The 25,746-nt window shown below is 39.0% G+C and carries 12 protein-coding genes; 4 read left to right on the plus strand and 8 right to left on the minus strand.

Annotated elements, in window-relative coordinates:
• Positions 1-632 precede the first annotated feature (632 nt).
• The 3 genes from ADS77_RS08845 to ADS77_RS08855 all read right to left on the minus strand — a co-directional run bounded on the left by ADS77_RS08845 (position 633) and on the right by ADS77_RS08855 (position 4,211).
• Positions 633-1,859: a threonine/serine exporter ThrE family protein gene (locus ADS77_RS08845; protein ID WP_082355644.1), complete on the minus strand. Its 1,227-nt coding sequence runs from the start codon at positions 1,857-1,859 to the stop codon at positions 633-635.
• 127 nt (positions 1,860-1,986) lie between these two features.
• Positions 1,987-3,207 carry a glycosyltransferase gene (locus tag ADS77_RS08850; protein ID WP_054453946.1) on the minus strand — a complete coding sequence of 407 codons (1,221 nt, stop codon included), beginning with the start codon at positions 3,205-3,207 and terminating at the stop codon, positions 1,987-1,989.
• Positions 3,204-4,211 carry a LacI family DNA-binding transcriptional regulator gene (locus tag ADS77_RS08855; protein ID WP_054206709.1) on the minus strand — a complete coding sequence of 336 codons (1,008 nt, stop codon included), beginning with the start codon at positions 4,209-4,211 and terminating at the stop codon, positions 3,204-3,206. Before ADS77_RS08855 ends, ADS77_RS08850 begins: the two co-directional genes overlap by 4 nt.
• Positions 4,212-4,348: 137 nt before the next feature.
• Between ADS77_RS08855 and ADS77_RS08860 the strand changes: the two genes are divergently transcribed.
• A complete protein-coding gene (locus ADS77_RS08860) occupies positions 4,349-6,796 on the plus strand; it encodes a S9 family peptidase (protein ID WP_054453948.1) in 2,448 nt (815 codons plus the stop codon).
• Between the two features lie 210 nt (positions 6,797-7,006).
• On the opposite strand, the gene ADS77_RS08865 is transcribed toward ADS77_RS08860, so the two are convergent.
• The 3 genes from ADS77_RS08865 to ADS77_RS08875 all read right to left on the minus strand — a co-directional run bounded on the left by ADS77_RS08865 (position 7,007) and on the right by ADS77_RS08875 (position 15,228).
• Entirely contained in the window at positions 7,007-10,858 is a 3,852-nt protein-coding gene (locus tag ADS77_RS08865) for a two-component regulator propeller domain-containing protein (protein WP_054453950.1), read from the minus strand.
• A gap of 240 nt (positions 10,859-11,098) precedes the next feature.
• A complete protein-coding gene (locus tag ADS77_RS08870) occupies positions 11,099-14,179 on the minus strand; it encodes an efflux RND transporter permease subunit (RefSeq protein ID WP_054453952.1) in 3,081 nt (1,026 codons plus the stop codon).
• Positions 14,179-15,228, minus strand: coding sequence for an efflux RND transporter periplasmic adaptor subunit (locus tag ADS77_RS08875; RefSeq protein ID WP_054205056.1), 1,050 nt, complete (start codon positions 15,226-15,228; stop codon positions 14,179-14,181). Before ADS77_RS08875 ends, ADS77_RS08870 begins: the two co-directional genes overlap by 1 nt.
• A gap of 167 nt (positions 15,229-15,395) precedes the next feature.
• Between ADS77_RS08875 and ADS77_RS08880 the strand changes: the two genes are divergently transcribed.
• A complete protein-coding gene (locus tag ADS77_RS08880; RefSeq protein WP_054205055.1) occupies positions 15,396-16,001 on the plus strand; it encodes a TetR/AcrR family transcriptional regulator in 606 nt (201 codons plus the stop codon).
• A 184-nt stretch (positions 16,002-16,185) separates the two neighbouring features.
• On the opposite strand, the gene ADS77_RS08885 is transcribed toward ADS77_RS08880, so the two are convergent.
• Entirely contained in the window at positions 16,186-19,524 is a 3,339-nt protein-coding gene (locus ADS77_RS08885) for a methyl-accepting chemotaxis protein (RefSeq protein WP_054453954.1), read from the minus strand.
• A 136-nt stretch (positions 19,525-19,660) separates the two neighbouring features.
• Positions 19,661-20,350: a VC0807 family protein gene (locus ADS77_RS08890; RefSeq protein WP_054205053.1), complete on the minus strand. Its 690-nt coding sequence runs from the start codon at positions 20,348-20,350 to the stop codon at positions 19,661-19,663.
• 188 nt (positions 20,351-20,538) lie between these two features.
• Between ADS77_RS08890 and ADS77_RS22920 the strand changes: the two genes are divergently transcribed.
• Positions 20,539-23,301, plus strand: coding sequence for a methyl-accepting chemotaxis protein (locus ADS77_RS22920; RefSeq protein ID WP_316244665.1), 2,763 nt, complete (start codon positions 20,539-20,541; stop codon positions 23,299-23,301).
• A gap of 374 nt (positions 23,302-23,675) precedes the next feature.
• Positions 23,676-25,688, plus strand: coding sequence for an ATP-binding protein (locus tag ADS77_RS08900; RefSeq protein ID WP_054453957.1), 2,013 nt, complete (start codon positions 23,676-23,678; stop codon positions 25,686-25,688).
• Positions 25,689-25,746 lie beyond the last annotated feature (58 nt).

The raw sequence follows: 25,746 nt of genomic DNA on the forward strand, positions 1-25,746 counted from the left end.
TAAAATATGTAGAAGAGGGTTGTTGCTAATCTTGATTTGTATTTATGGTTTTATATTATATATCGAGTGACATTGTGATTGGTTGCTATTGAAGGTTTTAATCTCTTTGGTTTTAATTCTCTGGGCTTGCAAGTGAGAGTAAGCTAATCAATACCAATCTGGATAAATATTTGAACAATTTAACGAATTAAATAGACCCCACATTTATCCAGATTGGTATAAGATCCCCCTCATCGCAAAGCGAATTTGAGCCTAAGCGAAAAGCTTTGCCATGGGGTAGGTCATTAAAAAGAGGAATACGAAGTCATACGTGACTTTTAAAATATCTTATGTTGATAAATAAATTGATAACCTTAGACACTTGCTGTGCATTGAACTACCACTTGACCCCATACAAGGCGTATATCAGTAATTACTGTCACAGTAAGTTATATAATTTGCGAGAATGGTCACGTATTTAATAAAATTTGGATTGTTTTCGACTCGAATAAGTTAAGTTTTAAATGAGTCTTTTTAATCTATTTAATGAACTGGGAATAACTGATATAGATTTAGGAGTAGCTCCCAAGTCACTGTAAATGCGCAATGGATTGGTTTTATGTGAACTTGCATTTAAATGACTCGGGTGTGTGTTACAAACTCTTTTTCGGTGGTAATGCTACGTTAGCAAAGATTAAGCCAGCTACGAGTGACATAAAGATTAGAAATGTTTGCTGCCCGATATGTTCAGCATAAACAAAATCTTGCCCTTCAATAAGTGAATTTAGCCCGATATAGGTTTTACTCCCCGGTACTAGTACTATTAGGCCCTGCATAGCAACGATAGACGCAGGTGCATTAGCGATACGATTAAATAAGTTACTAAAAACACCGACAGAAAATGCCCCTACGAATGTCCCTAAGGTGTAATCCAAATACATCGCAGAGCCAATACTTGTGCCATAAGCAATAAAACCTGACGCAATCGACCATGAAGCATGTTTGAGTTTAGTTCTAAAAATAACGATTAAGCTACTACATAAAAGTAGAATTGCTAGCCATGCAGTCCATTTTGGTAAAGGCTCTGGCGGTACAAAATCAACCTGACCGAAAATAGCAAATCCTATCGCAATACCAATAAAGGCACCAAAATAAAGCTTAAACAACAACATAAATGAGTCCATGACGCGCGCTGTACCTGACACTAAATGTCTTGCTGCGAGTTCTGCAAGCCCTAATGCCAATGCAAGCCCGGGTATAAACACAATGATGGCTGACAGCACGACTAGCCGTATATTAATGCCCACATCTAAGTAAACGCTTATCGCACATGCCAAAATAGCAGAGACGATGGCAACGAGTGGTTCAAGCATGTGCGCTACTCTTTTGGAGCGGCTTGACCACATTACAAATAAATAAACAACTAATGTTAAAGTCGCAGACCAGAATACGTCATTCCAGCTAGTGCCCATTAGCATTGCAAAAGCTCCACCAGAGGTAGCAAAAGCAATACCGGTTGTTACTTTATTATAAGGGTTGGGCATAACAAAAATGGCATCAAGCTGAAGGTCAACTTCTTGCAGAGTTAGTTCGCCGTTTAGCATCTGATTCACAAGGTCGTCGGTGTCGGCGAGTGAACCTAAATCATGATCGCCAGGGTCAACACGTGCAACGTGAGTGTATTCGTCTTCGTGGCCGTCAGTCCAGATAACAAAAGTAACGGATGTGGGGGACATAACAAACGATGATTTAAGATCAAGGTATGTTGACACTTCCATTAAATGGGCTTCGAGTCGATAAGCTGGAGTGCCATATTTATGGAGCATTTTGCCAAGCTTAACGATAAATTTTCGTTTTTCAGTAAACGTTGCGGTTTTCAAATGATGTTTGAACCAAAGGTTAAATTGTTCAGTTAAAAAATATAGACAATGTAGCTTAAATTGCCTATGTAATTGGCGGCGATTTTAAACACTAATCCCCGCCTGTCTAGTTTTTTCTTAACTTAGTTTACTTGTTCTTTGCTTCAATCCATTGTGCCATGTACTGAGTACTGCGCATCGTGTGGTGTTTAAGCATTTGGCCCGTAAAATTGCTTTCACGGTGAGCTTTGAGCTGTTGAGTGATGCTTTGAATTTTTTCAACCAATTGACTTGCCAGCGGATGTTTATCGTAATGTGTTTCTAATAAAGCCGCACCCGCGTTTTGTGCTTGTGCAAACAAAACGCTATCTTGATAAAGAGCAACAGCTGCGTCAGCAAAATGTTGTGGATCGTTTTCAACAGACCCATTCCATGGCAGATCATTATGCATGCCTTCACTGCCGATAGACGTTGTAACGCTTGGTGTTTGCATTATCATCGCCTCTAGTAACTTACCTTTAATACCAGCACCGAAACGAATAGGTGATAAGCATACGCGTGCACTTTGCATAACCTCGTATGCATCATCTGCCCAGCCTTTAATTAAGAATCCTGTTTTGGGATTGTTCAGGGCTGTGGCTTTTGGTGGCGGATATGAGCCATATATATGCAGTTGCGCGTGTGGTAGCTGTTTTCTGATCAGTGGCCATATTTGTTGCAGGTATAAAACTGCGTCCCAATTTGGGGCATGGCGAAAATTACCTATGGTCATAAAGTGTTCACGTTCATCGAACGATTTAGTTTTCTCTGGCAGTGCAGCTAAATCGACCATAAAAGGCAAATGATGCAATAGCGAGCTATCTACTTTGAACACATCACCAAGAAGTTGCATTTCATAACTGGAAATAATTAAACTTAAATCGCACCGTAAAATAGCAGCAATTTCCCGTTTTGCGATATCAGAATGTAAATCGCTGTGATCAAACGCTCTATTTCCTTTATGTGCTTCATGGCGGGCATTACGTAAACACTGTAAATCTTCTGTATCGAGTACTTTTAATGCTGTAGGGCAGTATTTATCTACGCGCCAACCAAATTGCTCTTCCATCATAAAACGGTCAAACATGACAATGTCAGGGGCGTAATGTGCAACATATTCATCAAAACTAGCGCAATTGAGAGCGATAGTTGTACTACTAATACCAAAATCACTAAGGTTTACCATGTGCTCAGTTTTTTGTGCAGGGCTGGCAAATTCAACGTCCCAACCTTGGGCTGTAAATGTGTTTAACAACGACATCATATGCGTGCCTGCCGCTGATGAATTGGGCTCTGGCCACACATAGCCAATTACTAATACTTTTTTCATTGACTTGAATCTCTTACTTTTAGGTGTACGTCGATTAATGTTCTTACCGCAGGCGTGCCGTGGCTAAGTAATTCTTGCAACACGTGGCAGGCTCGCTTGCCTATCTCATTTGCATTGATGGTCACGCTACTCAAAGAAGGTGACATTAAACATGAATCAGCTAAGTCATCAAAGCCGACAACTTTTATATCTTTGCCTGGGATTAAGCCTTGCTCGCGGATCGCTTCAATAACACCATAAGCAATGACATCGTTAAAACAAATGATTGCTTTTGTATCAGGGTATTGAGCATACAGCGAGTTAAATGCATCGCGTCCGCCTTGGCGATTAGTTACTGCATTTAGGCATGGCTTATCATCGCTGATTTTGAAATATTGTAAGGCGCTTTTAAAACCAGCTAAACGTTCATGATAATCTGAGATATCGTCGGTTCCACCTATAAACGCAATGTCTTCAATACCTTGTTGCAGAATATGGGTGGTGGCTAGGTGGCTGCCTTTTTTGTTATCGGGTAAAATCGTTGGGGCTGCACAAAAGGGAACTTCTCGCATGATGTGAATGACAGGAAAGCCACTGTTAATAAGTTCATCAACCCACTGTTGTGTAGTTCCTGGTGCCGGGCACATTATAAAAGCGGCGACGTTGTACTCTTTAAGTGTTTTAACAACTTGTGTTTGACGATCAACACTTTCTGCGGTGTTTACCAACATAGGCAGCATACCAAGCGCATGAATATGGTTTTCAAGCCCAACAGCTAGCTGAGCAGAGTAGGGGTTGGTTAAGTCATTGATGACTAGCGCCACTAAGTTAGAACGGCGACTGCGCAGTGCAGCAGCATCGCGATTATATACATAACCTAACTTATCAATTGCTTGCAATACCTTTTCTTTACTTTTATCACTGACTTTGTCACTTTGAGTGAGTACTAAGGAGACCGTTGACTTGGAAACTTGTGCCTCTTTGGCAACGTCAAAAATGGTTATATTGTCGGTTTTATTTTTCATTTAGATTACGAGACAGTGATTATATGGACCAATTAGGGAGTTTAACGCAATTTAGCCTAGTAATGAACGCAAAAACTTTATGGATTTTACGAAACATGTTTAGATACACACCTAATAAAAAATACCAAGGATAAAAAATGAAAGGCATAACGCTTTTATTTGCTCTCGGGCTCAGTGTTTGTTTTAGCAGTGCAAGCTATAGCACACAAGGTTATCAAACCCCTTCAAGTGATTTAGCTGCACTAGTAGATGCAAAGTTAGCGCCTAGTAGTTATTTATCATCGGATGGGCAATGGCTTGCATTATTTGACCGTAAACGTGTTGAAACATTGGACGACTTAGCAAAAGAAGAGGTGAAGTTAGCAGGTATAAAACTAAACCCAGCTAACTTTTCACGCTCTCGTCCTCGCTCAAAGTTTAGTAGCTTACAATTAAAACACATTGAAACAGGTGCTGTAGTTGAAGTTAATAATTTACCACAAGGTGTGATCCGTTCACCTAAATGGTCAAGTGATGGCGAATATCTTGCGTTTATTGTTGAGCAACCTACCGAGGCTCATTTGTGGGTTTACAACACGCAAACCAAACAAGCGCGTGAGCTTGCGGGAGTTGCATTAAATTCAGTATTAACAGCAACACCATACCAATGGCTGCCGGATAGTACTGCAATTGTTGCTAATGCAGCTGTTAATATCGGTAAGTCGCGTTTGGTTAGTGATGCAGACAGTGTGGTGCCAGTTATCCAACAAAGTAGTGGCCAAAAAGCACCTGCTCGTACTTATCAAAATTTATTGACGAGCCCGTTTGATGAACAACAGTTTAAATTTTATGGGCAAGGTCAACTTACCTATATTCCACTCAGTGGTGTGGCGACAGCAATAGGGAAAGCGGGTTTATTTAAATCATTTTCAATTTCACCAGACTCAACGAACATTTTAGTTGCGAGCATTGATGAACCTTTTTCCTATCAAGTACCTTACAGTCGCTTTGCGACAACATGGCAAATACTGGGGATGCGAGGTTTTGCGTTAGCTGAACTTGCTAAGCAGGCTCTGGCTGACAATATTCCTCAGGGTTATGATAGTGTACGAACGGGTCGCCGAAGCTTTCAATGGCGTGCTGATCAAGGAGCTGAAGTTATATGGGCACAAGCGCAAGATGGTGGCGATATGAAGACAGATGTGCCTCATCATGATCACATTTATAGTTTACGTTCGCCGTTTAAACGTGAGCCTAAATTATTTGCTAAAGTTGAACGTCGATTTGCGGGTATTGAATGGGCCAACGATAATGTTGCGTTGCTTAGTGAATGGCGTTTTAGCGATCGCCAATTACGTACTTATGTCATCCAACCTCGTAACGCAGATAAAAACCGTATTTTGTTCTCTGAGCGAAGCTACAATGATGCTTATAAAGATCCCGGTAATGCAATTTATGAGCGTAATGATTTAGGCGAAAACGTAATCAAAGTAGTCGGCGGACGTTATATATTCTTACGCGGAAATGGCGCATCAGAACAAGGTAATGTACCATTTTTAGATCAATATGATATAAAAACAAATAGCAGCAAGCGCTTGTGGCAATCTGCTGCACCATATTATGAGCGTGTGCGTGCGATGCTTGATGACGAAGGTGAAAAACTAATCACCATCAGAGAATCAAAAAAAGAGCAGCCAAACTTTTTTATTCGTGATTTAGGCAAGGACACCTTAACTCAGCTTACGACCTTTGAGCACCCTTACCCTGCATTTAAAGGTGTAACCAAGGAGCTAGTACGTTACAAACGTGATGATGGAGTGGAGTTATCAGGTACATTATACTTACCGCCAGGTTATGATAAAACACAAGGTACTTTACCTGTACTAATGTGGGCTTACCCACTGGAATATAAAGATAAAGCAGTGGCATCGCAAGTACGTGAGTCTGAGTATGAATTTACATATATAGGCTATTGGGGCCCAATGCCTTACCTTGCTAAAGGGATTGCTGTTTTTGATGACCCTAAAATGCCTATTGTAGGTGTTGAGGGCAAAGAGCCAAACGACTTATTTAGAAAGCAATTAGTGGCAAGTGCAAAAGCTGCCGTTGATGTCCTGGTTGAAAAAGGCATTGCGGATAAAGATAAAATTGCGATAGCAGGGCATTCCTACGGTGCCTTCATGGTTGCAAACTTATTAGCTCACAGTGACTTATTTAAAACCGGTATAGCTCGAAGTGGCGCTTATAACCGCACACTAACGCCGTTTGGTTTTCAAGGTGAGGAACGCGATTTTTGGCAGGCTCAAGACGTTTACGCAAACATGTCACCGTTTTTTCATGCTGAGAAAATTAACGAACCAATGCTAATGATCCATGGGCAAGAAGACCCTAATTCAGGCACTTTCCCAATGCAAAGCGAGCGTATGTATGCCGCACTAAAAGGGTTAGGCAAAGATGCCCGTTTAGTGATGTTGCCATACGAAGCGCATGGATACCGTGCTCGTAAGAGTTTGCTGCATGTACTTTGGGAGCAAGAGCAGTGGCTTGATAGATATTTACTGAGTGACGAAGCACCTGTAAAAGCGATGCCTGTCGTAACCGAGTAAAAATGAAAGCTCTTTATATATTTAATGTTGATTGTTTTAGCTAGCCGATAGATTTTTTAAAGGCTTTATAATCGGCTCTAACAAGTGTTAGAGTTTGTTTTTTATAAAACTAAATATCAGCATGGGGTTTTGCAAAGTTCATTAGCACAGCAAATACTTATATAGCCTTATTGCTTAATTGTTCAATTAAATGAATAAGGGAAAGATGTACTACTGACCTTCATGTTCAAGGTTGTGACGTATATTTATTGGTAGACATAGTGAAAAAGTAGTGCCAACTCCTATTTCACTTTCGCATTCAATAGTGCCCTGTAAAACCTGATGTATTAAATTAAACGCGATACTTAAACCTAAACCTGTTCCCCCCTGTGATCGGTTTGTTGTATAAAACGGATCAAAAATTTTATCTATTGCATCAGCTGCAATACCCACTCCAGAATCTGCAATGTCAATTAAGCATTGCGTTTGTGTGAACTCAATTTTGAAATGAATTACCTTGTTGCTCACATCATTAAATGCATGTGTTAAGCTGTTGTTTATTATGCAAAACAAAACCTGACTTAAAGCGTTAGGGCAACTAATCAGTTTTCCTTTATTTACAATATTTATATCTACTTGAACTTTTTTTGCTGCAATTGTGCTTGTATGACTTTTGATTATGTCGTAAATAAACTCTTCTATGTTTATTGATTCAGCTATTTCAAAGGAGTTCTCTACGGCAATTTGTTTAAATCTTTGTACTAACTCTGCGGCACGTTCTGCGTTTGTTTTTATTAGTATTAAACTTTGATCCGCGCGCTCAAAATATTGGTTAAAAATACTGCGAGATAAAGTATTCGCCGAAAAGTGCTTTTGCAATTGATGCGTATAATCTTGTAATATACTAGAAGCAGTAATGGTTATTCCAATAGGGGTGTTTACTTCATGCGCAATCCCTGCAACTAATTGTCCTAATTGAGCCATTTTTTCATGCATTATTAGCTGTTCTTGGGTATGTTTTAATTCTTCAATATTATTTTGTAATGTTTGGTGCATTTCCAATAAATGCTGATGAGACTGTGCATTGGACAATGCGATTGTTACATATGACGCTAAGCTTTCTAGTAATGTTAAATCATGTGCATGGTAACTATTGGGCTTAACACTTTGAATACTAATTACACCCAGCATTTTTCCGTTATGTTGCATCGGAACATACATCATTGATAATGCTTTTATTTCTTTGCTACCACTGTGTAGTTGATGATTAGCATTATCTTGTTCAGGGTAATAGTGGTGAAACTGAGTGTCGTAGTCATTTATTAATACAGATTGATTGTGTTCAACGGCATAGACAGCAAGTTGTCCTGGTTCCTCCATTGAACGTTCATAAGCAACGTAACGAACCCCACGCTCAACTGCATAGTTAAATTCTAAACAATTTTTATCATTATTGATAATACCAATTCCAAAACGATCGGCTTGAAAAATTTCATTGATTTGTGCGTATATATCATTGAGTAATTCATCCAAGAGTAATTGGAGTGTGAATTGTTGTCCGATTTGATTAATTACTTGTATTTCGCGTGTACGTTGACTGACAAGCTCTTCAAGCTTTATTGCCTTAGCCTTGACTATACCAATTCTCCAGCGAAAAATGAGCCCCAAAATTATGAGTGAAATACCCACAATTAATAAACGAAACCACAGTGTTTGTATTAACGTCGGTTGTACAGTAAAAGAGAGTACTGAAGGGGAGATCTGTGCTGTATTATTTTTATAATATGCCCGTGTTGTTAGGGTGTAGTCTTGTGGGGAAAGCTTACTTAATTGTACGTAAGGAGCATCGGCATCAATAAGTCGCCATTGAGGCTGATCTGGTAATAATTGGTATTCGTAAACAATTGACTTGTGAAGTAATTCATTGACCGCTATCTGTATATTAAAACTTGCCTCCTCAGGTTTTAAGATGAGGTTATTTAAGCGAGATAAAGGGGCTGATTCGCCATTGACCTTTAGACGTACTGTATTCAATTTACTCGGAGTAATAGAAAAAGGAAACTTATTTGGGTCGACTATAAGCACGCCCTTTGTACCGCCAAATACCATTAACCCACTGCGCAATTTAGTATACGATCCTAACCAAGCAACCCCAATGTCTACACCGTAGCCATTATTTAGAAGGCGAAACTGCTTTGTCGATAAATCAATGATACTAGTGGCACTCCAAATTCGTTGATCTTTATCAATCAGCATATTAGCACCAGGTGATTGCTTACCGATTGGAAATTCGCCTTTCATCTGATTAAATATTGGTTGTATTTGCTCCAAATCAGTCACTTTGTCAAAACCAGTGCTGGTGGTGAGCCACATATTATTTGCTTGATCAACTACCATCCCTAATACGTAATTATGACTAAGTCCTTGTGATAAGTTATCTGTTTGGAAGTGATCAAGCACAGTTTGATCCGCTCTTTTACGATAAAGGCCATTATGGCTACCGATCCAAAGCGAATTAGCGTTATCTTGAATCATGGACGTAACGGTATCATTCATCTTTTTGCCGTCTAATTTTTTTATCAGAGATTCACAATGACGACTACCTCGTTTTATAATGCATACACCTTTAGCTGTCCCAACGGCTAGAGATTGATCATTGAGCACCAACAGTCGCAAAATAGCGCCTTTCTCTAACCCAGTGAGTTCTAATTGTGAGAAATGACCTTCTTTCAAATGTATTTTTACCAGCCCTGACGATGTTGTTCCCGCCCATAAAGTCCCATCCTTCTGCTCAGCAAGGGATACGACGTTGCTGATTTTTTTACCAGAGAGATCAGAGTTAATTGTTTTTAACCGGCCATTTTTAGGTTCAATAACATCAACACCATTGCCCGTAGTACCGACAAGTATTGTGCCATTTTCTAATTCAAAAATTGTGCGGACATTAGCATAGCTTAAGCCTTTATCATGGAGTAAAGTATAGCGAAGCATTGCAAAATTATTCACGGTATTACTATTCAATATTTGTAGGCCAGCCCCCCAAGTGCCTATTAAAATTGTTCCATTTTTGCTTAAAAATAAAGTGCCAATTTCATCATAAACTAAACTTGTTGCAACTGAAGGATCATGTTTGTAGGTATTTAACCATTGCTTTGTTTCTAGGTTAAATACCCAAATTCCTTCACCGTAAGTTGCAACCCACACTTGGTTGTTATCTAAGGCAATAATAGAGCGTACATAAGCATTACTATTAACGTGTGAATTGTCACTACTCGCTGAAACAGGATCGCTTACACCATCCCAAAACCATAAACCACTTCGACTACCAAGCCAATATGTCCCCGTCGGGTCTTGGTATACTGAACGTATGTCTAAGTTTTTTAACTGAGAAATACTTGAAAAATGAGTATCATTTACACCCTTTACAAACACACCTTTAGTTGAGCATGCCCAAATAGCGCCATCGTTAGTTTCAAAAAAGTGATATGTGATCTCCCCTTGTGTGGGCAAAATATAATGAGTACTTTGTTTTGAATTAAGATCGAGCTTTTCTACACCTAACTCATGGCCTACCCACAATTGGTTATTGCTGTCTATTTTAAGCGTGCGTAAGGTATTGCTCATCAATGCCATGTTTTGGCTTTGAGTACTGATGTGAATGAATTCATTGCTAATAGGATCAAAGCGGGTTAAACCAGAAGTACGGGTTGCTAACCATATGCCCCCGTCTTGATCTTGAGCTATAGCTACTATGTAATCAGCTGCGGGGGAATTTTTATTACCGGGTTGATGTTCAAAACGCGTAAAGCTGACGCCGTCAAAACTCACTAATCCATTTTGGGTGCCAAACCAGAAAATGCCGTTATTAGCCTCAATCCCACTTGTTATAGCGCCATTAACAATCTTTGCGTTGTCATCAATTGTTGTAAATAAAGGTTGTGCGTATTTAAAGTCGGTAAGTTTTGTACCATGTATTGATGGTGCAGCTGTTACAGAGTTATTGAATAAAGTCGCGAGTAAAAAGAAAGAAAAAAATATGCACCACACAAATGAATAAAATTGATTATGTTTTAAAAAGATCACTCGGAGCACTTTTTTAAATAAGCTATAGCTATATTATTGAACACCCTGCAATAAATGCAAGTAAACAATTTGAGGTTTATGATCATAATAATAAAAATAGCTCACTTTATTTTTATGAATAAATTTTTAAGTAGGTGACGAACAGTAGACTAATGGCCACCTTTTAAAGCGGTGTGTTACTTGCGCCATAGTACGTTACGAACAATAAATGTGCCATAACGTACAGGTTTTACTTAGAAGTTAAGGGCCTATTTGGCTTTGATGTACTTTTCGCTTAGACAGCAAATAATACGCCACAGGGACAAAATAAAACGATAGCATTGTTGTCAACACCGTTCCACCTGCAATGGCTACGGCAAATGGTGGCCAAAAGCCACCGCCAGCAAGTATTAACGGTAAAAAACCACCAACGGTGGTTATTGTGGTAGAGCTGATATGGCGTGAGCAGGTCATTACTGCGGCAACGATTTTGCTTTTGTCAGTAAGTGCTTGAAGCGAGTTGAGCTCTGACAAAATGACAATAGCAGCGTTAATAGCCAATCCCATTAAACCTAATAAACCGATGATTACAGTAAAACCAAACGGGTAGCCGGCAATAAATACACTAAGCAAACCAAGCATAGCTGCTTGCAAGGCGTTGATTAAAATCAATGCGGTGGTCGTAAATGAGTTAAATGACATAACCAGCACGGTGATCAATAACACTACTATAATACCCACTTGCCCGAGTAATTTACCGACCGCCTCATTGCGTTTTTGTGATTCACCACCTAGCTCTAGTCTGTAGCCATGAGGTAACACAAAGCCTGATTGTGCAATTGTTGCGGTTACATCATTCAATACCGTTTGCGGTAATACGCCGGTTGCTAAATAGGCTTCGATAATGTTAACTCGCTCACCATCGCGACGAGCTATAGATCCGCGAGATGGGCTTAATGTTGCACTGGCAAATGATTCAACCAATAGCGGCTGTGTAGTGTTTAATTGAGTGGCGTTGGCTGCTGTATTTAATTGCGTACTAAATAAGGCGCTAATATCGTCTCTGCGGTTATCCGCGACTCTAACGCGGACAGGGACGGTTTCTGTGTTATCAATAATACTACCTACGACCACTCCATTAAACTGGCTTTGCAATTGTGTTGCCATACCGCTGAGGCTCAGTCCTGCATGAGTAAGAGCGGCTTCATCAGTATTTAGCCACAGTTTTGGTGAGCCAGATAAGAGTGTTGGCCGGGTATGAGTTATATCGTTATGGGCGATTAATTGGGTTCGTAACTGTTGCCCGAGATCGGCCAAAGTATCGAGATTAGGTCCGTAAATTCGCATTTCAATTGGCGCATTAAATGGTGGGCCCTGTTCGAGTTTTCTTACCAGTGTTTGCGCATGTGGAAACTCACTGTCTAGCTGATGTTGTAACGCGGTGATCAATTCATTAGCACGCCTAAAATCGGTGACTTTGACCATCGCTTGCGCGTAATTATTTGCGCCGCGGTTACGCTGCATCATGTTGTAATAAAAGCTTGGGAAATTTGTGCCTATCATCCAATCAAGTTTTTCTATTCCTTGGGACTTGCGAATGTGGGCGTCCATTTCTTTGATTGCTTGACGGGTGGATTCAATACTTACTTGCGGGGCAAAGTGCACTTCAATTTGAAACATATCGCGGTCTGAAGGCGGGAAAAATTGCTCGGTGAGTTGCCCTGCACCGAAAAAGCCAGCAACGGGAAATATAAACACTAGCAGCAATGTGAGTTTTGGTTTTGCTAGGCTATATTTTAATGTAGCTGCAAAGCGTTTACTGAGCTTTGGTGTGCGTATACCTTGATAAAATATGCCTGTTCGTTGCTCGTTATTTATAAATTGCCCAGCAAATACTACAACCAATGAGTGGGAAATTATGTACGAACCAATCAACGCAAAAATCACGCTTAGGGCGATGCCGCCAATAAACTCTCCTGAAGCACCGGGCATCAAAGCAATAGGTGCAAACGCTAAAATCGTGGTGAGGGTTGAGCCAAGTAACGGTAGCCAAAAATGTGCCACGGCTTTTTCAACTGCAGTAATAGCATTGAGTCCTTGCTGACGATAGCGCTGTACTGCATCAGTGATCACAATGGCGTTATCAACCATAATCCCCAGCGCAACAACTAAACCGGTGACTGACATTTGGTGGATGGGTAAACCATATAAGTGCATGCTTACCAGGGTGAATAATACCGTGAGCGGTAATGCAGTACCTACAATTAACGCGGCTTTGAAGCCTAAGGTAATAAATAATACAGCTAATATAAGTATAAAACCTACGGCAATATTACCGAGTAAATCACCTAAGCGTTCTTGGGTATAACCACGTTGATCAAAAATGTTTTGTAGTTCAATTTGATTGGGCAGTTCTAGCTCAAATTGTTGTACAACGACATCGATTTTATCTGAAAATTTATCAATACGTAATTTAGGTAACATACGAATGGCGATATATAGGCCTGGTTTACCATCAATTAATGCAATTTCACTGACTGGGGTTTTAATTGTGCGTGATATGTCTGCGATATCAGAGAGTTGATATTGGCTAGCAGTGTGATTACTACTGACGGGAATTGCACCAATACGTGCAACAGAATCAAAAGCACCTGTAACCTCTATTTGCATTTGTGACTTATCATTGGTTAATGTGCCCGCAGCCACTTTTGCATCAGCGCCCTTTATTGCTGCATGAATATGAGCTTGCGAAATACCAGCAAGGCTGGCTTTTTGTTGATCGACAGTAACACGAATTTCTTCTTCGGCTTGGCCAAATATATGTACAAGCTCAACGCCGGAGACGTTACGCAATTGGTTTTGTAACTCTTTAGCGTAGCGATTAAGTGTTGCCATTGTAATAGAGTCGTCGCGTGCATTAACAGATACAATTCGGGTGTAAGCGTATCCGCGCTCGTCATCAAGTAGCGGCTGTGCAGCGTTTTCGGGAAGTTGACTGCGAACATCACCGAGTAAATCACGCATCCGTGACCAAACCGGTGGTGCATGGGTTATCTCATCTTTTAATTCGACGGTAATGACCGACAATCCTGGGCGAGAAATAGACGATACATGTTTTACTTCGGCTTGTGATTTAAGTCGTTGTTCGATTTTTTCACTGACTTGCACTTCCACACGCTCGGCACTGGCGCCGGGTAATGCTGTGGTAACAATAGCTAAACGATTCGATATACGCGGATCCTCAGTACGCGGTAGGCCATTAATTGCGGCTAAACCACTAACAATAAGCAGCGCAACCAGTAACGCCTGAAAGCGGCCATGGTTAAATAAATACTGGATCATCACAGCACCTTAGTCGGTTTATTTTCAACAATATTAACTAAAATATTAGCTGATAACTTATGCATGCCATTGGCTACAATTTGATCGCCATCTTGCAGTGGCGCACCAATAAATGCGTAACCATCATGAGCATAGTAAAGTTGAACTATGATAGGTTTTAAAATGTTGTCTGTAATTTGGTAAACTTGCCAAGTACCACGAATACCATCTGCAAGGGCATCTAGTGGCACCCAAAAACCGGTTTGTTGTTGATATTGATGCAGTGCTAATTTTGCTAACTGACCGGAGTAAACCACTGCGTGGTTAGGTAATGAAAAGCGCATGGTTAAGGTTTGCGTTCGTGAGTCGATACTCGCACCTTTACTGAGTGATTGTGCTGCAAAGGTTTGCCCTGCTATTTCAATATCCATGCTATTTTTAATGGTACTTTTTAATGTGAGTGGAATACCTATGCTTACTTGCGCGTGTTGGTTTTCGATTAAACGAACAATGGGTGTAGCTGCTGCGACAATCTCGCCTTGTGATGCAAAGCGTTGGCCTAAAATACCATTAAAGGGAGCTGTTAAATGCGCTTTTTGAGTGCGAATACTTACTTCATTTAAACTTGCTTCTATTCCTGTGAGTTCGGCATTAAGTACTGCGATATTCGTTTTAACTTGATCAAGGGCGGAGGTGGCCGAGTAATTTTTTTTATCAAGCTCTATTAAACGGTTTTTTTCCAGTTTAGCTAATGTAAGCTGTGCTTGAGTTCGTTGTTTTTGGGCGTGTAGTTTTTGTTTTTCAATGGCTAAAAGCTGTGTATCTTGACGTGCAATGACCTCACCTTGTTTAATTGTGTGCCCTTGGTCAAAATATATTTGTTCAATCTTACCCGAAAATTCAAAGCTCAATTTGGCGTCATGTTGTTTAATAACTTGACCGCTGAGCGTGCGCGTTTGATTATAGCCAGCTTGTTTTTTTACCGTGTAAGCTGCCACATGGACAAGGTTTTGAGCGTTATTTAAAAAGGGGGCAAGTAAAATTATTGCTCCAAACAGGTGTTTTTTCATCGGTATATCCATATTGTAGTCACGCTAAATGAGCCTGTATTAGATACGTATTAAACGTGCAGCACTTTGCTACACACGCAGAATGATTTAGAATTGGACTAATGAGTCTAATTTTGAATAAATATAAACCAATCAAACTAGACTGTCTAGTTTGATTTGAGGTGATAATGGAAATAACGACCCTGAGCCGTTCAGAACAAAAACGACAGCAGATTATTAAAGCTGCAACCACATTATTTATGGATAAAGGCTTTCCTAATACCAGCATGGATCAAATTGCTAAATTGGCTGAGGTTTCTAAACAAACTGTTTATAGCCACTTTAAAGATAAAAATAACTTGTTTGTTGAAACAATAACGGCACATTGTTCATCGTCTAATTTACGAAAAGAACAATTTGATGTCGGACAAAGTGTTGAATCGAATCTTTTACGAGTAGTGACTAATTTTATTGCTTTAGTCTTTTCGCCAGAAGCGCTGAGAGTGTACGACACATGTGTTGCACATAAAGATGAATACCCAGAGTTAGGTGTGTTCTTCTATGAAGCTGCACCAAAAATGGTGCTACAGCAAGTTGAAACCTGCTTGCAGTGTATGGCGCAAGAGGGCTTGCTCAATATTGAAAATTCAACATTTGCTACTTTACAGTTATTAGGCATGACACAAGGGGATTGGAAAATGCGCCATGCTTTAGGCCAGGCTAAAGAAGGAGAGTTACCACCTGATACGTATATTCAAGACTGCGTATCACGTTTTATTAAAGCATATAGTTAGATGTCTGAAGCAAGTATCCTAATAACACCTTACTTTAAAAGAGAGGTGTTATTAGGGGGAGCTTTTTAGGGTTGCATTACAAACTCCGTGCCGCGATTAAATAGCCCAAAGATTGCGAATATCAATTTTAAAAGCTCAATGGGCTCTGTTGCATAATTATACTCAAAGCCTTTAAATGGTTCGTTTAAGTTCTGAAAAAATCAACTGTTTCATTCATTCCTCTTGCTTGTTCTGCCATTGATTCACCGGCAGCGGCAGCCTCCTCAACAAGTGCTGCGTTTTGTTGCGTCATTTCATCCATTTGAGTAACGGCTGAGTTTATTTGTCGTATACCATCAGATTGATGTCTCGCTGATTCTGCAAGCTCTTGCATCATATCGCGGACTTTAGCATTGGATTCGACTATTTCGCGTAATGTATCACCCGAACGATTGACCAGCTCGGTGCCTTCGGCAACTTTGACCTGACTATCACGAATGAGATCTTTAATACCTTTTGCTGCACTAGATGAACGCTGTGCTAAGTTTCTTACCTCACCAGCGACGACTGCAAACCCTCGACCTTGTTCACCCGCTCTTGCGGCTTCTACGGCGGCATTCAATGCTAGTAAGTTTGTTTGAAAGGCTATTTCGTCAATCACAGAAATAATCTCGGCAATTTTTTTACTTGAGTCGTTTATTTCGCGCATCGCACTAACTGCTTGGCTAACAATATTGCCGCCTGATTCCGCTCGTTCTTTTGCTTCTTGGGCGAGATCGTTAGCCTCTTCTGAACGGACCGCACTTTGTTGCACTATTTCAGTTATTTCGTCCATGCTTGCAGAAGTTTGTTCCAAACTGCTTGCTTGCTCTTCAGTACGTTGACTTAAATCAGCATTACCTTGAGCTATCTCGTTAGCACCTTGAGAAATACTGCTAGCAGCAGAGCGAATACCAAAAATAATTTCGGTTAATTTATCTGCTGTTGCATTGGTATCTTCTTTTAATTGACCAAACGTACCAGCGTACTCATTGGTTATACGTTTTGATAAATCCCCTTGTGCCATTGCACCAAGCATTAAGGTTACATCGTTAACAGAAACTTCTACGGTCTCTACGAGTAAGTTTAATCCGGTACTCAGTTTTTCAAAAAATCCTGATTTACCCTGAATATCTATTTTTTTACTTAAATCGCCGTGCGATGCAGCATGAACTATTGTGTCTATCTCTTTTTCTATATTTACTTCAGCAGTCCTATCAACCCACTCAAGGACGGTGCCAATGCGATGATTATCAACAAAAATAGGATTTGCCGTGAGTGCAAAGACACTGTTACCTATATGCTCTGTGCTACGGTATGTACTTGTTAGTGCCTCAAAGGTGTGTTTTTGTTGCTCTGGTTCAAGATAAAACTGTTCAATACTTAAGGTAAAGAGGTTTTGTGCATCAAAATTGTTTATGTGAGTTTTAAGATCTGCTTCAACATTATTAAACATTGTTTTTAATTCGTTATTGGCATAGATAATATTCAGATCAGGATCTGCGATCATGACATTACCAGATACACTATCAAGGGCGTATTTAACCCGTGCATTTTCAGATGCGATACGTGTTTTTTCTTGTTCTTGTGCAAGCCATTGTGTTTTGTCTTCCCACTCAATAACGGTACCTACGCGTTCATCATTAACATTTACAGGGCTCGCCACAATACTAAAAGTATGACCCGCAATAATAAGCTCTGTTTTAATACTACTTTGTTGATCATCAAACTGGTTTAGTAAATCACTGAAGTGCGAAAAGTGAGTATCGAGTTTTGCGCCTAAAACTGCCTGTACAGTGAAGTCTGAAACCACAGATTGGATTGCATTTTCAGCCTCTGCAAACATGGTTTTTATAGCGTCATTTAGATAAATCACATTGTATGATTTGTCGGTGATCATTACTCGGCCGGATGAGCCATCTAAGGCATATTTTACACGGGCATTTTCAGATGCTATACGTGTTTTTTCTTGTTCTTGTGTGAGCCAATCTGTTTTATCTTCCCATTCAAAAACGGTACCAACACGCTGGTTATCAACGATCACAGGGCTTGCAACCAAAATAAAAGTACGGCCACCGATAACAAATTGGCCATTAAAAACATTGGTTAAGTGATTGATATCGTTTTGTATAGTTTTAAAATAATCAAACTGGGTCGCCAGTGGAGTATTGATGATTTGCTTTGCATTAAAGCCAGGTGACTCTGTGCGGATGTCTTTCTCGATATTACTAAACATCGTATTTATGGCATCATTCATGTAAATGACATTATGATCTTTATCAGTAATCATCACGCTTGAACTGGCGTTATCGAGCGCATTTTTAATGCGCGCATTAACCTGTGCAATACGACGTTCTTGCATTTCTTTGTCACGACCGATCTTTAAGTTATCTCGCATTGATAACATTGATTTGAACACTCCCTCGGGTTTGTGTTCGTCGTATTCTTGGTCTAGATCACCTTTAGCAATAGCCAGTGCAATGTGCTCAAGCTCAGTAGGATCTTTGCCAAGTTGCTTCATAACGACTTTCGTTAAGAAAAACACAATAACAGCACTGAGCGCTAAAGCGGCACTAAAGAAGATTACAATTTGATTGATTGCATTTTCGTTTTTAGTTTTTAACTGTGGGCCAAGTTGATCTTGGTCACGCTTAACTGAGAGCTTTAGATCATCAACCAAGCTTGCAAATTTAGGCCCTATCACATCAAGGGTATTGGTTACTTTATCGTTTCTATCATTAATAATATTAACGGTTTGCTCAAAAGCATCTAAATAGCTATTTCGATTATCATTTACTTTATTGATCAAGGATTGGCTATTGCCAGCAGCAGAGGCCGTTTGAAGTTGTGCAATTTGAGTATCGAATGCTGAAAATTCTTGGCGTACACGTTGCGCAGCGCTTTCTTCATTGCTTTCTAGAAATTTAATAACGTAAAGTCTACCAAGTAACAAGTTGCGCATTGCCAGCCCAGCCAAATGTGCGACTTGAATATTGTTACTATTTGAAGCGCTTAACATTAAATCGGTGAGATCTTTCTCCATTTGTGGGCCGAGGGTATTGAGTTGTTCATTAACCAATATGTTTCGTTCAACTCTGTATTGTTTAATTACGTCAAAAGTTGCGTTGTAGGTATTTATTTCTAAGCTCAACTCTGAAACCATTTCAGCTCTTTGGGGGTTATTAATTTCGGTTTTGGCCTTTTTGAGTAGGGCATCAACATCATTAAAATATTGTGTGTATTGTTCAATATCTTTGTTACTGCCAGTGAGCAAAAAATCTTTTACGTTCATACGCACCATAAGCATATTTGATTGTAAAATTCCGGCAAGATTACTATCTCGTGCTAGTTCGCGATAATCTTTAAAACCATCAGAGGCGGACTTTAATGCGAAAAAGGAGGTTAAACCGATAATGGCAAGAATGATCATCACTGCAGAAAAAGCACCGATCAATTTGGCACGTAACGAGGTTAATAGATTAAATGAGGAGCGTGTTGAGGCCATACTATTCCCTTATACCCTGTAGTTAAGTTAGCTAAAAAACTAATGTCACACAGAGTATAGGCAATAAAATGAAATAGTATGAAGAAAAAGGAACATCAAATAAACCCACCATTTAATATCAGTGGGTCATAATGTATTAGGGCAAGATAAATTCATCAATTGATTGTTTTGTTAATTTACCAATTTGCATAAATGTAAAAATAATCGCGCCAATAAGCATAACCATAGTTGGCAGTACAATGACGGGGTAGCTCAACCATGTCATACGGCCTAGTTCTTCTGCGTAAGCGGTAGTGCCAGCGGGGCTCACTACAATCGCTTTTGCTAAAAAGTAGTTTAACGTTGCAGATAAAAAGAACGCACACGCTACAATGAATCCAGCCAAGCGCATTTTAGCATTGAACACAGCCGTATTATTATGTTGCTCTAATACACTTGCCAATTTTTCTGTATCAAGAATATCTGGGTTGATCAAAAGTTTACGTATTAAAGGGTAAGGAGTGTATTGGCTGATCAGTACAATCACGCCAATAATAGCCGGCACCATTGCTTCTTTAATCGCAATATAAGATGGATCTAACTTCAATAAGCTGATGCCGCCCGTTAGTAATACGCTAATGATGCCCAATACTGAGAAAAAGTTAACTTTTCCAGATTGCTTAAGCTCCCATAAACCAAATAGTATTGGAAATGCCAGTGCGACCACGACAGCCCACACTGGACCGAGCGTGTCAGCAGTGCTAAAGCGACTTAAAATAATCGCAGGTAAAATAATATTAAAAATGATATTGCTAAAAAAATTATTTTTTTTTGTTTTTGTGGTCATTTAGGTACTTGTCCTTAACATCAATTGAGCAAAGTATACCAACTATCTCTTTACTGCGTCACTACTCGCGGTGAGGTATCTATAAAATTAGTATCTTCAGTACCAGTATCAGTATCAGAATTAAATAAATAGTTGTTAAAGCTTATTTTCTTACTACATTTTAACTGTGTAATGAAAAAGTAATAAACATGGAATACGTTATTATGAACAGTATTAAATCAAAGCTTATGTTGACTGTCATTGGGGCATTTATTGCAATTGTGTTTGGTGCTCTATTTGCATTGTCAGTTGTAAAGGGGGTGGCTAAGGATTTAGATGATTTAATAAATCAAGAGTTACAGTCACGCCAGCAAGTTAGCCAAGTATTGATCGAGTTTAAATCGCAAGTTCAAGAGTGGAAAAATATCCTCATTCGTGGCTTTGATGAACCTCAATATGACAAATACCTGACGCGATTTAAAGCGCGAGAAAAAGACATCGTACGTTTAACCGATAGTTTGATAAACACATCTCACTTACCTGCAGCGATGATTAAACAGTTACAAACGTTTAAAAGCGAGCATGCCAAACTAGGTAAGCAATATATGATAGGGCTTGAGCAATTTCAACAAGCCGATTTTAATACGCAAGCAGGTGATAGAGCAGTAAAAGGGATTGATAGGGCATCGGCTATGCTGCTAGAGGAGCTAAACAATAGTATTGATGAGTTAGTGAGTGAAAAAACTGAACAGCTCATTATTAAAAAAGAAAAATTTATTACGCAAAGTACAATCGCTTTAATCGTTTTGGCATTTTTTATTATCGTTATTATGACTATTTACGTGCAAAAATTGATTATTAGTCCAATTTTAAGTGCTTCACATATTGCTGAACAAATTGCAAAAGGCAATTTTTCAAATACTATTTTGGTTAGTAGTCATGACGAAATAGGTAAATTACTTATTAATTTAAATACGATGCAGTCAAATCTTGATGACATGCAATGTGATTTAAAGCTAAAAGTTGAACAACAACGAGAGCAGGCTCAAGAAAATGGTCGTATAAAGCAAGCATTGGATAACGCCACGTCACCTGTCATGCTAGCAACTAAAAGTGGTCAAATAATATATGCTAACCAACAATGCCACGCGTTATTTACAACCTACGAAGACATCATAGGATATAAAGACGTATTAGAAGTGGCAACGATTGATAAACTATTTATTAACCAAGCGCAACTTTTCACATTACAACAAGCGCACTCTGAGCAAGTGTGCTGCGAGGTTACATTTGCTCATATTGTATTTAATATTATCGCTAACCCTGTGATTGATGAAAGTGGTAAAACATCAGGCATAGTTTATGAATTAACAGATTTAACTCAGCAACGACAAGCTGAGTCACACATAGACAGTATCATTAAAGCTGCGGTAGCAGGAAAGCTTGGATCTCGCTTAAGTACAGTTGGTTACACGGGGTTTATGTTGACGCTTGCTGATGGTATTAATCAGATGTTAGATGCAATTGTTAGCCCCATTCATCAAACCCGTGATTATCTAAATCAGATAGCAAAAGGGGATATACCAACCGTAATAACCGGACAATATAATGGCGAATTTTTAGAAATAAAACAGAGTCTTGAGACATCAACCAAAGCAATCATACAGTTAATAGACGATACAAATATGCTGGTGGCGGCTGCATCACACGGGCAGCTTTCAAAGCGCGCCGAAGAAACGCATCACCAAGGTGATTTTAAAAAAATAATACATGGTTTTAACTCAACACTGGATTCAATTATTGAACCTGTACAGTTAACAACAAAGTACCTTGATAGTATTTCAATTGGAGTGCTACCCACTGATTTAAGTACTAATTATCGAGGGGATTTTTTACAAATAAAACACAGCCTTGCAACGAGTATTGAAGCTATACACAATATGGTGCAAGACAGTACACAATTAGCAAATGCTGCAAGTTTAGGTGATATAGACTGTAGAGCTGAAGAAAGTAAGCACTCAGGAGAGTTTCTCGTTATTGTCAAAGGTATTAATAGAACACTCGATGCAATATCAGCCCCATTAAACGAATGTATAGCGGTTATGCACGCTGTTTCTGAAGGTAATTTAACAAAGCAAGTGCAAGGTAATTATGAGGGACAATTTGAGCTGCTTAAGCAATCAGTAAATATCAGTGTAAGTAACTTATCTCAAATGGTCTCTTTAATAACGGCAACCGCAGATACAATTACAAACTCTTCGCATAATATTCGTTCAGGTATGAGTGATTTAAATATTCGTACAGAATCTCAAGCTGCTTCCATCGAAGAAACAACCTCTTCTATGAGTGAGATCACAGAAACAGTACAAATTAATACTCAAAATGCACATAAAGCAAATGAGCTCGCCGTTTTAACTGATAGTCAAGCCCAACAAGGCGGAAAACTTGTCACCAGTACCGTCGATGCGATGCAAGAAATAAGTAAAAGCTCTGCTGAGATATCAAATATTATCGAGGTGATCAACGAAATTGCTTTTCAAACAAATTTATTAGCACTTAACGCCGCTGTTGAAGCTGCACGTGCAGGGGAGAAAGGGCGCGGCTTTGCTGTTGTAGCTGCTGAGGTAAGGCATTTAGCACAGCGAAGTGCGGACGCATCCAAAAATATAGCAATTCTTTTAAATGATAGTTCAGATAAAGTAAGACATGGCATGGAGTTAGCGTCACAATCAGGAAAAACATTAGTCAGTATTGTTGCCAGTATTAAAGATTTAGCTACTTTGATGCATGATATTGCGACAGCAAGTAGTGAGCAATCAAGTGGGATTGCTCAAATTAACAGTGCAGTAAAACAAATGGATAGCATAATACAAATGAACAGCGGGTTAGTTGATAACGCTAATGCGTCAAGTAACAGCTTGTCTCAAGATGCTGAAGAATTGAAGAAACTTATGTATCAATTTACGGTTTAATCGTCGCTTAGTGTCGTGATATGTGAGAGTTTTAACGCACGGATCACAACGTTTTTATTTGGCTTATTTTAGTATGATTCAATACAATCAGGCAGCTATAACACTATGCTTCCACTTGGACGACGATCCACTTATCAATATAAAGCTATGAATAGAATGCTTTTTAGGCAAAATGAACTTTAAAAAGGTAAAACTTAATGTATGTTGCGCTATTATTAAAAAATAACTAGATTTGATGTAGACTTAGAGAACATTAAAATTTAATAATTCTTTATTTGGCGCTATTAAAGGAATAAATAACTTTACGTTTTAATAGTCAATACATATTGGTGTGTGAGTAACCTTGAAGAAAATTAAAAATAAGGAATTTTCGATTGAATTTTCTTAGACGTTTCCATGATATCGTATCTGATCAGAGTAAAAACTTTGATGAAAAAATACATAAGTTACTTATATTTGGGTTAGATGTTTTTAACTTAGATATTGCGATTATTAGTGAAATTGAGAATAGCACGTATAAAGTGCTGTATGTGATCACACCCGATGACTCTTTAACACCAGAGACTGTTTTTGATCTAGATGGCACTTATTGCGTACATACATTAACAGCTGATGCGGCGCTTACCTTCCACAAAGCTTCAACAAGCAGCATTGCAAATCATCCCTGTTATTTAAACTTTCAACTTGAATCGTATATTGGTGCGCCAATTAAAGTTGGCGCTAAAGTATTTGGTACTGTCAACTTTTCTTCTCCTAATGCTTCAATGCCTTTTACTCAAGAAGCGCATGACTATGTTGAGTTATTTGCGCAATGGCTTGGCTGCGAATTTGCACGAAAGATAGCCAATGAACAGTTATTAAAAAACAATAACACACTGTTGAAACTAGAGAATGTGGCAAATATTGGTTCTTGGGAAGTTGATTTAGTTAAAGACAAAATTATCTGGAGTGAACAAACTCGCCGTATTCATGAGGTGCCTGATTTATATGTACCAGAGTTAGACTCCGCGATAGCGTTTTTTAAAGTGGGTAACAGCCGTGAAAGCATTAGCCAAGCTGTGGAGTCCGCAATTGAAAATGGTGATAAATGGCATCTGGAGCTAGAACTAACTACAGCAAATAATAAGGAGATATGGGTTTCAACATTTGGAGAGGCTGAATTTACAAATGGTTGTTGTATAAGGTTGTTCGGCACCTTACAAGATATTACCGAATCAGTCATGCTTCGCGAAGAGCTAAAGAATAAAAAAGCCGAAGCTGAGCGAATGTTAGAAGACAGAAGTATGCTACTTGCAAAAATAAGCCACGAATTGAGAACGCCACTTAATGGCATTACAGGCATGCTTACAACGCTTTTAGATGAGCATCGTGAAGAGAAAAGAGTTGAAAAGCTCAAAGTAGCACTGAGAAGCGCCGATATATTACTCAGTATAATTAATGAGGTTCTTGATTTTTCAAAAATAAATCATGGAGAGCTGAAGCTTGAACCAAACCATTTTTTATTAAAAACGATATTTGTAGATCTTGGGTCGTTGTACATTCCTTTATTTAAAGATAATAAAGTCAATTTTCAAACATGCATAACAATTCCTGATGATTGCTGGGCTTATTGTGACAATGCGAGACTAAGCCAAATTGTTTCAAACTTATTAAGTAATTCTTTAAAATTTACTGAAAAAGGCGAAGTGAAATTTAGTGCTGATGTTAGCGACCTAGATGACAAGTATGCATTGCATATAGAGATAAGTGATACTGGTAGAGGGATGACAAAACCTTTTCTGGATTCGTTATTTTCACCTTTTACTCAAGAAGTTGATGCAAAAAGAAGTAAAGGCGGTACGGGATTAGGATTAGCTATTGTTAAAGAACTCATTGATTACATGAATGGGACTATCAGTGTAAATAGCGAATTTAATAATGGCACTACGTTTATTATTGATATTCCACTTGCTGTCGGAGAAGCCCAAATTGAGAGTAATCAACGTTTGAATGTTGATATAGACGCTACCAATCTATCCGTCTTGGTTGTTGATGATAACCAAATAAACAGGTTTGTACTCGATGCATCTTTAGAAAAATTAGCTATTAAGGCTGATTTTGCGGTGGACGGGGAAGATGCAATTTTAAAATGCAAGCAAAGGAAATATGATCTTATTTTTATGGATTGTGTGATGCCACAGCTTGATGGTTTAGAAGCCACTAAAATTTTGCGCGCTGACAATATTTGTAACCACGAAAGTACCTTAATTGTGGCTTTGACAGCAAATACGTCGTCAACAGATAAAGTCGCTTGTAAAGAAGCAGGTATGGATATGTTTATCTCAAAACCATTTAAATTGCACTCTATTGAAGATGCTGTTGTGACCGCTATAGCAAAGCTAAATTAATTGCCTAGGGTGTTTTTACCTTTGTGGATTGAAAAATATTAATACTGAAAAGTGATTA

Source organism: Pseudoalteromonas porphyrae (genome assembly GCF_001298125.1).
Lineage (GTDB): Bacteria > Pseudomonadota > Gammaproteobacteria > Enterobacterales > Alteromonadaceae > Pseudoalteromonas > Pseudoalteromonas neustonica.